At 70.2% G+C, this 13,737-nt stretch carries 14 protein-coding genes; 8 read left to right on the top strand and 6 right to left on the bottom strand.

From position 1 onward, the window contains the following. Window positions 1-65: 65 nt before the first annotated feature. Both KALB_RS12695 and KALB_RS12690 read left to right on the top strand, forming a co-directional pair. On the top strand, window positions 66-818 hold the full coding sequence (locus KALB_RS12695) for a hypothetical protein (RefSeq protein WP_025356093.1): 753 nt from the start codon (window positions 66-68) through the stop codon (window positions 816-818). Window positions 819-891: 73 nt separating this feature from the next. Then, window positions 892-1,542, top strand: coding sequence for a ClpP family protease (locus KALB_RS12690; RefSeq protein ID WP_268872270.1), 651 nt, complete (start codon window positions 892-894; stop codon window positions 1,540-1,542). On the opposite strand, the gene KALB_RS12685 is transcribed toward KALB_RS12690, so the two are convergent. Further along, window positions 1,518-2,486, bottom strand: coding sequence for a hypothetical protein (locus tag KALB_RS12685; protein ID WP_025356091.1), 969 nt, complete (start codon window positions 2,484-2,486; stop codon window positions 1,518-1,520). The genes KALB_RS12690 and KALB_RS12685 overlap by 25 nt on opposite strands. A 231-nt stretch (window positions 2,487-2,717) precedes the next feature. On the opposite strand from KALB_RS12685, the gene KALB_RS12680 reads away from it, so the two are divergent. Together KALB_RS12680 and KALB_RS12675 are read left to right on the top strand one after the other, a co-directional pair. Further along, a complete protein-coding gene (locus KALB_RS12680) occupies window positions 2,718-3,764 on the top strand; it encodes a helix-turn-helix domain-containing protein (RefSeq protein ID WP_201771915.1) in 1,047 nt (348 codons plus the stop codon). Window positions 3,765-3,766: 2 nt separating this feature from the next. Continuing rightward, window positions 3,767-4,312: a PIN domain-containing protein gene (locus KALB_RS12675; RefSeq protein ID WP_025356089.1), complete on the top strand. Its 546-nt coding sequence runs from the start codon at window positions 3,767-3,769 to the stop codon at window positions 4,310-4,312. 378 nt (window positions 4,313-4,690) lie between these two features. On the opposite strand, the gene thrS is transcribed toward KALB_RS12675, so the two are convergent. Then, complete coding sequence (thrS, locus tag KALB_RS12670; RefSeq protein WP_025356088.1) at window positions 4,691-5,908, bottom strand: threonine--tRNA ligase; 1,218 nt, start codon at window positions 5,906-5,908, stop codon at window positions 4,691-4,693. A gap of 225 nt (window positions 5,909-6,133) precedes the next feature. Here thrS and paaI point away from each other — a divergent pair, with 225 nt between their 5' ends. Continuing rightward, entirely contained in the window at window positions 6,134-6,505 is a 372-nt protein-coding gene (paaI, locus tag KALB_RS12665) for a hydroxyphenylacetyl-CoA thioesterase PaaI (RefSeq protein WP_025356087.1), read from the top strand. A 10-nt stretch (window positions 6,506-6,515) separates the two neighbouring features. Then, window positions 6,516-7,448, top strand: a complete 933-nt coding sequence (locus KALB_RS12660; protein WP_025356086.1) for a hypothetical protein — start codon at window positions 6,516-6,518, stop codon at window positions 7,446-7,448. A 102-nt stretch (window positions 7,449-7,550) separates the two neighbouring features. Here KALB_RS12660 and KALB_RS12655 read toward each other — a convergent pair whose 3' ends face one another. After that, window positions 7,551-7,895, bottom strand: a complete 345-nt coding sequence (locus tag KALB_RS12655; RefSeq protein ID WP_025356085.1) for a histone-like nucleoid-structuring protein Lsr2 — start codon at window positions 7,893-7,895, stop codon at window positions 7,551-7,553. A 270-nt stretch (window positions 7,896-8,165) separates the two neighbouring features. Here KALB_RS12655 and KALB_RS12650 point away from each other — a divergent pair, with 270 nt between their 5' ends. After that, on the top strand, window positions 8,166-8,912 hold the full coding sequence (locus tag KALB_RS12650; RefSeq protein ID WP_025356084.1) for an SAM-dependent methyltransferase: 747 nt from the start codon (window positions 8,166-8,168) through the stop codon (window positions 8,910-8,912). A 5-nt stretch (window positions 8,913-8,917) separates the two neighbouring features. Here the strand turns inward: KALB_RS12650 and KALB_RS12645 are convergent, their stop codons facing one another. Together KALB_RS12645 and KALB_RS12640 are read right to left on the bottom strand one after the other, a co-directional pair. Next, the gene (locus KALB_RS12645) at window positions 8,918-11,290 is read right to left on the bottom strand and encodes a polysaccharide lyase 8 family protein (protein ID WP_025356083.1); all 2,373 of its coding nucleotides are present in this window, start codon (window positions 11,288-11,290) and stop codon (window positions 8,918-8,920) included. A gap of 85 nt (window positions 11,291-11,375) precedes the next feature. Continuing rightward, window positions 11,376-12,575, bottom strand: coding sequence for an LCP family protein (locus KALB_RS12640; RefSeq protein ID WP_051913031.1), 1,200 nt, complete (start codon window positions 12,573-12,575; stop codon window positions 11,376-11,378). Window positions 12,576-12,697: 122 nt separating this feature from the next. On the opposite strand from KALB_RS12640, the gene KALB_RS12635 reads away from it, so the two are divergent. After that, window positions 12,698-13,147, top strand: coding sequence for a DUF6542 domain-containing protein (locus KALB_RS12635; protein ID WP_148309455.1), 450 nt, complete (start codon window positions 12,698-12,700; stop codon window positions 13,145-13,147). Here the strand turns inward: KALB_RS12635 and KALB_RS12630 are convergent. Continuing rightward, entirely contained in the window at window positions 13,079-13,585 is a 507-nt protein-coding gene (locus tag KALB_RS12630; protein ID WP_148309454.1) for a hypothetical protein, read from the bottom strand. The two genes, KALB_RS12635 and KALB_RS12630, sit on opposite strands and share 69 nt — an antisense overlap. Window positions 13,586-13,737: the final 152 nt, after the last annotated feature.

Genomic DNA, 13,737 nt, shown 5'->3' with positions numbered 1-13,737 from the left:
ACAACAGCAGACCAATGGCGGGCAAAGGGTGCATGATGAGCCGGAACGAGCACCCAGGGGGCGACATGGCGTACCAGCCGCCGCAGTACCAACCACCGCAGTACCCGCAACAGCCGTACCAGCAACCCCAGTACTACCAGCAGTACCCACAGCCGCCGTTCCTCCCGCAGCCGCCGCCCCAACCGGGCGTGCCGCCAGGTGTGCTGGTCGGGGTCAGCCTGTGGCGGCTGGTGATCGTCGCCTGCGCGTTCACCGGGTTCGGCGCCGCGGTCAGCGTGCTCTCCAAGCCGATGCTCGCGTTGAGCCAGCAGGCCAGCCTGGTCGTCGGCATCGTCTACACGGGACTGCTGTGCTACCCGCTGTTCACCGGCGGCAGGCGGCACGAACCGGTGTCCCCGTGGTGGCGCGGGGCGATGACGGTGCTCGCCCTGCTGGTGTGCGTGACCTACCTGGTGATCATCCGCGGCTCGATCGCCCCGATGTGGTCGCTGTTCGAGCACGTGCTGACCCCGCTGGCGGTGCTCGTGGACTTCCTGGCGGTTGGCCGCAACCAGGCCGCCGCCAAGTGGTGGCACCCGCTCACCTGGCTGGCCTTCCCGCTGGCGTACCTGATCTTCTTCGTGGCCGCGAAGGTCAAGCTGTACGGCAGCTTCCTCAACCCGGCCAAGTCCAGCTTCCCGGGAACGGTGACCGGGTTCATCGCCGCGCTGCTGGTGCTGGGCTACCTGCTGTACGGGTTCGGCAAGATCAAGCTCGCGGTCGCCAGGCAGCACCAGCGGTTCCGCCAGCCGCCGCCGGGTTACCCGGGGAGCTGGTGACCGAGCCGTTCGCCACCCGGATCAGCTGACCGCGAACGCCGCACGCTGTGGGCGAACTCCCGACCCCACACCGATCCCGCCCGAATACGGTCGATCCCGCAGCGGACACCGATCGAAGGCGGCAGACATGACGAGTCAGTTGGCAAGCGCGCAGTCCTCCCAGGACCCGGTCTACGAGCGGCTTCTGCGTGACCGCATCGTGTTCCTCGGTTCGGAGGTCACCGACGAGGTGGCCAACCGGCTCGTCGCGCAACTGCTGTTGCTGGCCGCGGAGGATCCGGAGCGGGACATCACCTTCTACATCAACTCCCCCGGCGGCTCGGTCAGCGCGGGCATGGCCATCTACGACACCATGCGGCTGATCAAGCCGGACGTGTCCACCTGGGGCATGGGCTTCGTCGCCTCCATGGGCCAGTTCCTGCTCTCCTCCGGCACACCGGGCAAGCGCTACCTGCTGCCCAACACCAGGATCGTGATGCACCAGCCCTCGGCGGGCCTCCGCGGCTCGGCCACCGACATCTCCATCCAAGCCGATGTCTACAGCAAGATGAAGCGGCGCATCGCGGAGATCACCGCCCGGCAGACCGGCCAGACCGTGCAGCGCATCACCGCCGACGCCGACCGGGACCGCTGGTTCGAGGCCGAGGAGGCGCTCGACTACGGCCTGGTCGACCACCTGGTGGGGCAGGAGGAGGCGGCTCAGGGGCTCCAGCGCAGGCCGTAGGCCAGCCCGGGGGTGAGGTCGCGGAACTGCGCGTGCACCTCGCCCACGGCATCTGGCCGCACGGCTTCACCGACGACCGGGCCCGTGTCGTCCACGTCGCGCTGGAACACGCCCGCGAGTAGGTGAACCGCCTGTGGCATGGTGCCTGCGGCGAACCGGACACTGAGCTGGAACCTGTCGCACGGGTACTTGGGGACGCAGACGTAGTGCGGCTCGACCTCCCAGTGCGGCGCGGGCTTGATCCGCAGTGCGAACTCGTGTTCCTCGCCCGCGCGCAGCGGGCGAGGAAGCCTCAGGTGGAAGCCGAACCGGTCGGCGGATTCCATGTGCTTCGCCACCAGTCGCCCACCGAAGAGCACGTCGACCCCCAGGTCCGCGGGGGAGGCCGTACCGCTGAGCGAGGCGGGCGCCGGTACGGTCATCGCGAGGTCGAGCTCGTCGAGTCCGTCCTCCGACACGTGCACCCGGCGGGCCTCGAAGGACTCGATCCGGGGAGCGCCGACCACCACGGCGGCCCGAAGGTGACGTGTGTGCCAGCGCGCGTTCACCGTGCCGCCGGGCAACGCGGTGCTCGCCATTCCAGACGCCGCGGCCTCGGCGAGGGCCGTGATGCCCTGATCGATCTTCCGCCGCACCGTTCGGCTGTCGCGCTGGAATTGGCCGGACAGCCACTGGACCCGCTCGTTCAGGAACGGGCTGTCCACCTCGGGGATCAGTGACAACGCGGCCAGCACGGCGAGCCGGAGGTCCGCGGGCAGGCCATCGGCGGAGGCGGTCAACCGGCGCGCGAGCTTGTCCCGCACGACGGGAGGACTGTCCTCGGCGAGAACACCGCACAGCTCACGCAGGTTCGGCCCCACGTCGTGGACATCGATCCCGCGCAGTCCCCGGCCTTTGCGAACGACCTTCAGCTCTGCGGTCAATCCGTCCACGGTGGTCGACATCCAGCCTCCTCGCCACATTCGACCGGCGAAGACCCACGGGAGGAACTCCCGCGCACACCGCTGCTCAATGCGTCTGCATGCCGAAACGGTACCAAAGTGTCCACTTTTTGTCAATTAGACAGTACAGTGACAAACCATGGGCAGCGCGCTGTGGAGAGCCTGCCGGACCACCGGACGTGCGATTATCGCACCATGACTGGGGCCTCGGAGTGGGCGAGCGTCGGTGAGCGCGTGCGTGAAGCGCGCGTCGCCGCCAGGCTGTCCCAGGACGAACTCGGCCAACAGCTCGCACTGGACCGCACGATGATCGCGAAGATCGAGGCGGGCAGGCGCCGCCTCGACGCCCTGGAACTGATCAAGTTGTCCACGGCCCTCGGTGTGCCCGTGGACCACTTCCTACGCGAACCGCCACAGGTGATGTCCCGTCGCGCCCGTGTCGCGGGTGACTACGTGACGGATGCGGCGCAGGACCAGTACCGCCTTGAGGCAACCCTCCAGGCGTGGCTCCGGGACGTGCGTCAGCTCATCGAACTGGACGTGCTGCAACCGCCCCCGGTGCTCAGGTACCAGGGCAAGGTCCAGGACAAGGCGGGGGCCAGGGAGGCGGCCCGCTGGCTCCGGGACCAGCTCGGCATCGGCACCGAACCGATCGGCACACTGATGGAGGTCTGCGAACGAGCGGGCCAGTTGGTGCTGGTGACCGAACTGCCCGGAGACGGCGCCTCACTGGTCGACGGGGACGTCGCGGTGGCGGTGGTGAGCAAGAGCGGCGATCCGGGACGCCGACGGGCGACCGGCGCGCACGAACTGGGTCACCTGGTACTGGCCGACGAGTACTCGACGGACCTCGGCATCAGCACCTCGCGCGATGACCGGGAAGCCGTCATCGACGCGTTCGCGGCGGAGCTCCTGCTGCCCACGGCAGTGGTCGCGCAAGCGCACGTGACCCGAGAGAAGCTCATCCACCTGGCAGCCACCTACCGCACCTCCTGGTCGACCGCGATACACCAAGCGGTGCACGCCGAGTGCCTCGACAGGCAGGTGGCGACCAGGTTGCGCCAGAACAACCCGACACACGCCGAGATCATGGACGCACTGGGCTGGGCGCCGCAGCCGGACCTGGAATCGGTCCGGGTGCCGCCCAGTTACGCGCGTGGGGCCATGCGCGCCTGGCGGCAGAACAAGCTCACCTGGCCACGCCTGGTCGAGATGATGCACGGCCAACTCACCGACGAGGACCTCCCGCCCGCCGAACCGGACGCGGAGGTCGAACCGTAGTCATGTCGCCGGAGCGGCCGTTCGACACTCTCGTCTTCGACACCATGTGCATCTCGCACTTCGCCATCATCGAGAGGCTGGACGTTCTCGGTGATCTGTTGAGCGACTACGACTGCTACACGACAACCGTTGTCAGGGAAGAGATCAAGCAGGGGGCCGCGAAGAACCCGCACGCCGACACCGCTCTGGAACTGCTCTGGCTCAAGGTCGCCCCGAGTTCCGGGGTCGAGGACCTCAGGGTCTTCACGAAGTGGTTGCGGCGCGTGGGGCACAAGGGACGAGGCGCGGGCGAGGCATCGGTGTTCGCCTTTGCCGAGTCCTGTGACGGCATCGCCATCACCGACGACCGGGAAGCCACTCGCGTGGCCAGGAACTACGGCATGAGGGTGCACGGCACGGTGTGGCTCCTGGCGCAGTTCTGCCGGGCTGACCGGCTGCCCCCCGTTGCCGCGGGGACACTCGTCGACATGCTGCGGGACAGCGGCATGCGCCTTCCGTGCACCGGAGCGGATTTCGAGGACTACGTCCGCAAACACGGCCTGCTCTGAGGCGTGTCGCGTGCCGTTCGCGGCGTTGAGCGTCCTGAACGGCACGCGACAATTGGCGGGGCGCCGCGTCGCACGGCGGCCCGCTCGCCCCACTGCCATGAAGGTGCCCTTTGCGACGGTGAACGTCCCGAACGGCACCTTGACGACACGGCGGCACGGGCCCAGAACAGGCTCCCGAACCACGCGCCCACGTCCCAAAGGTGCCCTTCACGACACTGAGCGTCCCAAAGGGCACCTTCACGGCACCCAGTGCTGAGCCGCCACCCCACCCCAGCACGTCACAAAGGTGCCCCTTGGGACATTGAACGTCCTGAACGGCACCTTCGTGGCACCGCCGAGACGCGCAGCGAACGGCACGCGACATTGGCGGGGCGAGATCTACGCGTCCCACAGATCGGTGCTGTGCGCGCCGACCAGTGCCTCGACCCGGGTCAGGAACCGGTTCGCGGGCAGGGCGTCGAGCCGTTGACCTGAGCGCAGCCGGGGCGCGAGCAGGTCGGCGGCGGCCTCCTTGGCGCCGATCACCACCTGGTACGGCACCAGGCGCGCGGAGCGGATCCGGGCGCCGAGCGAGCCCTGTTCCGGCCCGGCGAGTTCGGCGCGCAGCCCACGTTCCACGCAGCGCCGGACGAGGTCGGCGGCCTGGGGCAGTTCGGCCTCGGACACGGGCAGCACGGCGATCTGGGTCGGCGCGAGCCAAGCGGGCAGGGCGCCGCCGTGCCGCTCGATCAGGTGCGCGACGGCCCGCTCCACGCTGCCGATCACGCTGCGGTGCACCATGACCGGCCGGTGCTTGGCCCCGTCCGGGCCGATGTAGTGCAGGTCGAAGCGCGCGGGCTGGTGGAAGTCGATCTGCACGGTGGACAGGGTGGACTCGCGGCCCGCGCTGTCGGCGACCTGTACGTCGATCTTGGGGCCGTAGAAGGCGGCCTCCCCCTCGACGGCCTCGTAGGGCACGCCGGAGCCGTCGAGCACCTCGGCGAGCAGGGCGGTGGCGCGCTGCCACAGGGCGGGGTCGGCCACGTACTTGCCGCCAGCCCCGGGCAGCGAGAGCCGGTAGCGGGCGTCCTCGATGCCCAGCGCGCGGTACGCCTGGCGGATCAGCTCGAGGGCTGCGCGGGCCTCGTCGACGGCCTGGTCGGGGGTGCAGAAGATGTGCGCGTCGTTGAGCTGGATCGCGCGGACGCGGGTCAGGCCGCCGAGCACGCCGGACAGCTCGGCGCGGTACATGCCGCCGAGTTCGGCCATGCGCAGCGGCAGCTCGCGGTAGCTGTGCGCGCGGGAGCGGTAGATCAGCGCGTGGTGCGGGCACAGGCTGGGCCGCAGCACGACCTGTTCCCCGCCCAGCCGCATCGGGGGGAACATGTCCTCGCTGTAGTGCGACCAGTGCCCGGAGATCTCGTACAGCTCGCGTTTGCCGAGCACCGGCGAGTACACGTGCCGGTAGCCCGCGCGGCGTTCGGCCTCGCGGACGTACTCCTCCAGGGTGTGCCGCACGACCGCCCCGTCCGGCAGCCAGTAGGGCAGGCCCGCTCCCATCAGCGGGTCGGTGTCGAACAGGTCCAGTTCGCGGCCGAGCTTGCGGTGGTCGTGCACGGTGGTCTCCTCACAGGGGTGAGGCGAGTGACCACAAGCGGAAGCCCCGGGGCACTCGCCCCGGGGCTTCGCGGTCAAGACAGCTGTCAGCGCGCCGGGACACTCTCCGGCGTCGTAGTCGACATGGCGCGCTGCACGTGGTCGACGCTAGCACGGCTTGACAGCGAGCACACCGACCCCTTGACTGGCCCCGTGTCACAGCAAGATCAAGAACCAGCGCAGGTGATGTTCGCCGCCGACGAGGCCTCCCGTGCCCTGGGCATCGAACTGCTGGCGACCGGCCCCGGTCAGGCCACGGCGCGGATGCGGATCACCGAGCAGATGGTCAACGGGCACGGCATCGCGCACGGTGGCTACGTGTTCCTGCTGGCCGACACGACCTTCGCCTGCGCGTGCAACAGCCACGGGCCGGTCACGGTGGCCGCGGGCGCCGAGATCAACTTCATCGGGCCGGGCAGGCTGGGTGACGTGCTGGTGGCCCAGGCCCAGGAGCGGACCAGCTACGGCCGCAACGGCATCTACGACGTCACGGTCCGCAGGGAGGACGGCGAGGTGCTGGCCGAGTTCCGCGGGCGCAGCCGCACGATCGGCCGCTAGGGCACGCGACGTGACGATCACCGAGCAGTGGGCGGCATTCCGGAGCGGGGCCAGCGCGGGCGAACCCGCGGGCACCGGGCCGGAGCTGTTCTACGCCGCGGTGGTGGCCCTGGCCCAGCAGCGGCGCGGGCAGGCGGTGGACCTGGTGCGCAGGGCGCACGAGGCGGACCCGGGCAGCCTGGTGTTCGCCGAGTGCCTGCGCTACCTGGTGGCCGAGGACCGGGCCGAGGTCTACTCCGCGCCGGAGGCGTTCACGGCCTTCGTGCACGGCGGCGGCAACGTGCCGCTGTACGAGGCGACCCGCCGGGCACTGGCCGAGCGCTACCGGCGGTACCGGCCGGACAGCCTGCTGGACCTCGGCACCGGCGAGGGGCTCGCCCTGCTGCCCGCGCTGACCGGGCAGGTCGGCCGGGTGGACGTGCTGGAGCCGGCCGCGGCCCGGCTGGCGGTGACGGCTGCCGGGCTGACCGCGCGCGGGCTGCCGTTCCGGGCGTTCGAGCAGCGCATGGACCAATTCCTCGCCGACCCGCCCGAGGCGGCGCGCTGGGACCTGGTGCAGGAGACCTTCGCGATGTTGTCGATCCCGGCCGATGAACGGGTGGCCACCCTGTCCTGGCTGCGGGAACGCACCGAGCGGCTGCTGCTCGTGGAGTTCGACGTGCCCCGCACGGCCCACCCGCTGGAGCCGAGCTGGTTCGAGCGGGTACTGACCCGCTACGAGCTGGGACTGGCCGAGTATCCCGGCGCGGGCAACCTCGTGCGCCAGGGTTTCCTGGTGCCGGTGCTGCTGGACGCGCTGCGCCCCGGAACGGACCGGCTGCACACCGAACAGGGCGTTGCCGACTGGACTGCCGACCTGCTCGCCGCGGGATTCCGGGTGGCCGAACCGGAAGCGTTGTACGACTACTGGTGGGCAACCGCGTACCTGCTGGAAGCGAACTGACGACGCGTTCGGCGGTCATTGTCGAATCGGACACAAAAACGACCGACCCACCTTCCCCCGAACGGGGGAAAGACGGGTCGGTCGCCGGAGAAGAATCGGGCCTCAGGCCCCGTGCGCCGCCTCGAAGCGGTGCACCAGGTCGGCCGGGATACGACCCCGGTCGGAAATGGTCTCGCCCTGGCTGCGCGCCCACTCGCGGATCGCCTGGTTCTGCGCGCGATCACCACCGGCCTTCACAGCGGTCCTGGTCGAGCCGCCGCGCTGCTTGCGACCACCGAGGCGCTGCGCCTTCTCGACGAAGGGGGCCAACAGTTCCCGCAGCCGCGTGGCGTTGGTGTCAGACACATCGATGGTGTACTCGACACCGTCGAGCCCGAAAGTCACGCTCTCACTGGCCTCGCCACCATCGAGGTCATCGATGAGCTGAACGATGGTCTTCTGTGCCATGGTCACTCCGTTGCGGTAAGTCCTGGGCAGAGCCACGCACCATCGCGGACTCACTCTTCAGCTTACGCGGTGCGAGGCCTGTTACAAACCAGCCACGCGGCAATTCGAGCGGATTTTCTCGCGTACTCCGAATCCGAGCAGTTCGGGCGGAGCCGCCGCCTCCTCGCCCTTTGGAGCTCGAACCCGAACTTGTCCACAGACCAGCGCGATCGTGCGCCGAGTGCGACGGCGGCGGCCGAAAACTGGTTGTCTCCCCGGATACCGTGAGGCGTGGATCGTGAACTCAGGGGAATGCTGGCACACGCCGATCACCCGATCTCGGCGCCGGTCAACGACGCGAACGTGCACAAGCTGATGGCCCGGGCCGTGGTCGCGCCGGACTCGCACGTGCTGGACCTGGGCTGCGGTACCGGCACCTGGCTGCAACGGCTGCTTGCCGAGCGTCCCGGCACGACCGGGGTCGGCGTGGACTCAGGTCCGCGCACCGTCGAGGCGGCCCGCCGGTCCGCCGAGGAGCTCGGCCTGGCCGACCGGCTGACCCTGCACTGCCTGGACGCCAAGGAGTACCGCTGCGAGCGCAGGGCCGACGCGGTGTTCTGTGTGGGTGCCACGCACGCTTTCGGCGGGCTGCGTGAGACCGTGCTCGGCTGCGCCGAACACCTCGCCGAGGGCGGGACCATGCTGATCGGCGACGGCTTCTGGGAGCGGCCGCCGGGTGAGGCGACGTTGCGGGCACTGGACTGCACCGCCGAGGAGTACCGCGACCTGCACGGCACCGTGGAGCTGGTGGAGAAGCTGGGGTGGCAGGTGGTCTACGCGCACACCAGCACCTTGGACGAGTGGGACGACTACGAGTGGAACTGGACCGGCTCGCTGACCCGGTGGGCGCTGACCAACCCCGGGCACGAGGCGGCGGCGGACGCCCTGGAGGAAGCCGCCCGGCATCGCACCGCCTGGCTCAACGGTTATAGAGGAACACTCGGTTTTGTCACGATGCTGTTGATGCGCAACGACTAGAACGACTAGCTGATCGTGACCGAGTGCGTGGCGCCACGTGAACCGGCCACCTTCACGTCCAGCACCAGTTGGCGCCCCGCCGACACCACGACCACACTCGGATCCGACTTGACCAGGTGACGGCCCACTCCGGTCACGGTGACCCGGATCGTGTCCTGCTGCTGCGTGGGGTCGGCGATCGCCAGGGTCCATCCGGACCGGTCCCGGCCCCACACCGCGGCGGCGGGCCCGCTCACCGCCACCTGGCGCACCGCCCCCGCGGCGAAGAACGAGGCGGCGACCAGGTCTCGGGACAACTGGGCGGCCTGCACCTCGGCGGTGTTGGCCAGTACTCGCCACCGGCCACACAAAGCCGCTGTCTGCCAAGGACTCGCGCCCGGCAGCACGGCGTACGCGTAGCTGGCACCGGTGGGCTTCACGCCGTGCTCGATCAGCACCTTCTGGTACCGCCGCGTGTACGGCACAGTGGTGCCGTGCGTGTTCGCACCGGTGTCCACGTCGAACCAGCTCGCGGTGCGGTCCTCACGCTTGAGCGTGAGCTTCGCCTTGTCCAGCAACACATACCCGGCCACGCCGTCCAGGTGCAGCCAGTGCGCCTCCGTGGGCTGCCCGTCGGTCAGCGGGCGGCCGTCGACCAGCAACCGGCGGGTGCCGTTGGCGCCGAGGTTGCGGTTCTCGATCGTGGTGTGCACGGCGGCGCCGGAGCCGTCGGTGATCCCGGCGCCCAGGCACAGCACGCCCTCGGGCGTGAAGAACCAGGACTTGCGCGCGGTGAGCGTGCCGTCCTGGGACACCAGGTCCAGGCCGTGCGCCCCGTGCTCGGCGTCCCAGCGGGCGCCACCCACCCAGGACCTGCTCGTGGTCGGCGTGGCCTGCAAAGCGGGCGGCTGCCCGTCCTTCACCGTCGTACCGGGCAGTGCGGCCGGGTCCACGGTCGGCCAGTAGGCATCGCTGTAGTGGCCCTGGTCCCCCGGCAGGAAGGTGTAGAGCACCCCGTCCCCGGTGTACCAGCCGTGCAGGTTCATGCCGTTGACCGACTCGTACCGGCAGATCCGCGTCGAGCCGACCCCGAGCGAGGCCGACCAGCGCGGGGTCACGTGCACCATCCGGTCCTGCTGTGGGAAGACCCGGTGTGCCGCAACGACTTCGGCCGCGCGGCGCCCCTCGGCGAGCAACTGCTCGGCGTACTCCACCTCGGGCACGCCGACCGGCTGGAGCCCACCGGAGAAGCGCTTGACATCGGTGACCGCCAGGTACGGCGCCCAGGTGTCGTCCTTGATCCACCGAGCCGCCAGCGCGGTCAGCGCGCCGCGGGTCGGCTCGGGTGCGTGCCTGGCCAGCAACACCACGGCCGCGGTCAGCTGGTGACCGGCGTCGAAGGCGGTTTCCCCTTGGCGGGACAGCATCCTGCCGCGCACCGGCTCCATCATGGAGCCCGCGAACACGAAGGGCGCGTACACGTCGGCCACGGTCTCGCAGACCTTCTGCCTGACCTCGGCGGACAGCTGGGTGGCCGTGCCCTCGGTGACGTGGATCAGCCCGGCCAGGGCGGAGAGCAGCACGAGCCCGTAGTGGCCCGGGTAGGGCACCACGTCGTGCTGGATGAACGAACCGTCCGGGTGGTAGCCGTCCCCGCTGGTGACCCTGGCGACCAGGTTGGCCGCCCCACCGCCGGCGGTGTCGGTGACGGCGGCGATCCCGGCCGCCACCCGGGCCGGGTCCCCGTTGAGCGCACCGGAGACCACGGCGATCAGCGACTTGTCCGCGCGGTTCGCACCGGTCTCCACCAGCCCGGGGGTCGCGGTGCGCCGGTTGGGATCGGCCACGAAACGCAGCACCGGCCGCAGGTAGCGCCGCAAGTCCACTTCGGACAGGTGGTCGGTCAGGCAGACCAGGGTCTGCACAAGCCAGTACGGCACACCGATCTCGTAGGAGTACCAGTTACCGATCTCGGCGGTGTTCTCGTTGTACTCGGTGCGGTACAAGGTCTCCAGTGCGGTGGCCAACCGCGCGGGCAGGTCGGGTCTGGACGACAGGGCCGAACCCGCCGTCGCCCAGTCCACGGCGATCGTGCGCAGCCGGTAGTACATCGTGGGGAAGTAGGTGCTGCCCGGCCCGGTGGGCAGGTCGGCCCACAGTTGGTCCCCGGTCACGGTCATGGCCGCCTCGTACTGCACGGCGGCCTGGTCCAGGGCGGCGACCGCACCGCGGCGGGCCGCGGAGTCCCGGTTGGCCCCGACCTGCAACTCCCGGTAGGCGGCGATGATCCGCTCGGCGTCGGTGGCCTGTGTGGCCGCGGCGGCACGCGTGCCGCCCACGGCCGAGACCAGCGCGGCCACGGCACCGGCCTGGAGCAGACCCCTGCGGTTGAGCGGCATGACACCCTCCCACGGTGTTCACATACATGAATACACTTCACGTATCCGAAGACGCCGTGGAACCTAATGTGACCCCGGGCACCTGTCAATCGACGCAGGTGACCCCGCTCGCGGTGACCGGTGGCGGTGCCGTTGAGGAACTGGGCGGAGCCTGCTTCGAGGAGGTCGCCGGGGTGCTGCTCGACGACGACGGCGGCGTGGTGCTCGTGGGCTTCGCCCGGTCGAACCGGCCCGCCACGAACGCCCGCACCTGCGCCGGGTCCACCTGCACGGCGACCCCGTCGGCAGGCGTCCAGTAGGCGATGTCCACGACCGGGATCGTGTCGAAGGTGATGTTCGCCCCGGCGATGCCCTGCACCTGCTGTGCGAACTGGAACAGGTCCCAGCCCTGGTCGACGACCACGGCGTTCTGCACCGCCGTGATGATCGCCGACAGCTTGCCGGGATCGGTCAACGTGCCCGCCGACAGCAGTTGGTGTGCCGCCGAGGCCAGGAAGGCCTGCTGCCTGCGCTCGCGGTCCAGGTCCCCGTTGGCCAGCCCGTGGCGCTGCCGCACGAATTGCAGCGCACGGACCCCGGACAGGGTCTGCTCCCCCGCGGCGAAGTCCGCACCCGAGTACGAGTCGTGCACTGGTTTGTTCAGGCAGACCGGGACCCCGCCCAGCGCCTGGCTGATCTGGTCGAAACCGTACAGGTTGACCTCGGCGTAGTGGTCGATGCTGACCCCGGTGAAGTTCTGCACCGTCTGCACCAGGTTGCGCCGCCCCGCGGTCAGCGACTGCCTGCCGATCGCGGCCTGGTCGGTGTCGCCCTGCGCGCGCAGCCGGTCGGCCTCGGCGTTCATGCCGTAGGCGTAGGCAGAATTGATCTTGTGCTTGCCGAAGCCGCCCGCGATGTCCACATAGGAGTCACGTGGGATCGAGACCGCACTGGCCGCGCCGCCGTCCCCCGGCACGTGCACCACGATCAGCGTGTCGGTGTTGAGCTGCCCGTCGTCCGTCCCCGCGTTGAGCGCGTCGAGCACCGAGCGCGGCAGCGGGTTGCCGTGCGCGTCGGTGCGGCTGTCCAGGCCGACCAGCAGGATGTTCATGTCCTGTCCGGGCGCCTTCGGCACCGGTGTCGTGCTCGCCGAGGGCGGGGCGATCACGTTGTCGGTCGCGGTGCCGGTCTGCACCTGGCGCACCACGGTCCAGCCGTAGCAGCCCAGCACGACCACACCCACCGAGGCCATCGTCACAATGATCTTGGCGGCGCCCAGCGCCACCCGTCCAGCACGGTGCTCCACGCGTCCCGTCCCTCCGACCACCGACCCGGGTCCAGGATGCCGCCACCGCGGCCGTCCCACCCGGTCGATCCCCTGATCGTGCGGCCGTGCAACCACTCGGCCGACATCTGCGTCATCCAGTCGTGGAGGAACTGAAGGGCAGGGCCACTGGACTGCGGTGGTGGGTTGCGGTATTGCTCGCGCTGGGCACCACAGTACTCGCCGCCGTACTGGACAACCAGGTCAATCACAAGCTCGGACCCGTGTTCCAGTGCGGTTACGTGGCCGGGTGCCTACTGGCCGTGTGCCTGGTGCGCAGGCGCAACCTGTTCGGCCCGGTCGTGCAGCCGCCGCTGGTGATGGCCGCGGTGGTGCTGGCCATGACCGCGCCCGGCCACGGCAACGGGGTCGGCGTGGTCATCGCGGCCGGACAGTCGCTTGTGGACTCCTACTGGGTGCTCGTCGGCACCACGGTCGGCACCCTGCTGATCGGGACCGCGCGGGCACTGGCCGGGCGCAGGCGGTCAGCCGACCCGATCGCGGTCCCGCAGCAGCGCCGCGACGAGCAGCACCAGACCAGCGGCGCCGAGTAGCCCCAGCGCCTCGACCACCGGATCCGCCCGGTCCGAGGGCAACAGGGCCACCAACCCCGCCAGGCCGAACGCGCCCGCCTGCACGAAGGCGAAGCGGCGCACCGGCGCGCGCAACGCCGCCAGGTGCAGCCTGCCCCCGCGCGGCAGGATCGCCGCCAGTGCGCAGCTCAGGTGCAGCAGGTGCACCAGCGGGATCAGCACCAGCACCTCCCAGCGCAACGGTTCACCCGGCAACACCGCCGTGGCCACCGCCGACACGCCGATCAGCAGCATCGCAGCGGGCGAACCCGGCAGCGCCACAGCCGCCACCGCGACGAACCCGACCAGTCCCAGCAGGACAGCCGTAACCCCTTGCACCGCAAGGACAAGCACGATCAACGCGCCGACCACGCCGACCGCCGCCCGCAACCCCCACCCCGGAACGCCCCGCCCCCTCACCCGCCCCACCCCGAGTCCCGTTCTGGGGAGCGCGAGTCCCGGCCAAGGGCGCGCGAATCCCGGCCTGAGGAGGCTGAGTCCCGCACACCGGCGCGCGAGTCCCGGTCACGGGAGCGCGAGTCCCGCTGGCCACACACCTTGATCAGCGCGTC

Origin of the sequence: Kutzneria viridogrisea DSM 43870, assembly GCF_000525635.1 — a bacterium.
Lineage (GTDB): Bacteria > Actinomycetota > Actinomycetes > Mycobacteriales > Pseudonocardiaceae > Kutzneria > Kutzneria viridogrisea.
This window is presented reverse-complemented; position numbering and strand designations above follow the sequence as displayed.

What these genes read in the sequence shown, in the direction of transcription:
- KALB_RS12695 (WP_025356093.1), top strand. Translation starts at nt 66, where the DNA reads ATGGCGTACCAGCCGCCGCAGTACCAACCACCGCAGTACCCGCAACAG.
- KALB_RS12675 (WP_025356089.1), top strand. Translation starts at nt 3,767, where the DNA reads ATGTCGCCGGAGCGGCCGTTCGACACTCTCGTCTTCGACACCATGTGC.
- KALB_RS12685 (WP_025356091.1), bottom strand. Translation starts at nt 2,486, where the DNA reads ATGTCGACCACCGTGGACGGATTGACCGCAGAGCTGAAGGTCGTTCGC.
- paaI (WP_025356087.1), top strand. Translation starts at nt 6,134, where the DNA reads ATGTTCGCCGCCGACGAGGCCTCCCGTGCCCTGGGCATCGAACTGCTG.
- KALB_RS12645 (WP_025356083.1), bottom strand. Translation starts at nt 11,290, where the DNA reads ATGCCGCTCAACCGCAGGGGTCTGCTCCAGGCCGGTGCCGTGGCCGCG.
- KALB_RS12655 (WP_025356085.1), bottom strand. Translation starts at nt 7,895, where the DNA reads ATGGCACAGAAGACCATCGTTCAGCTCATCGATGACCTCGATGGTGGC.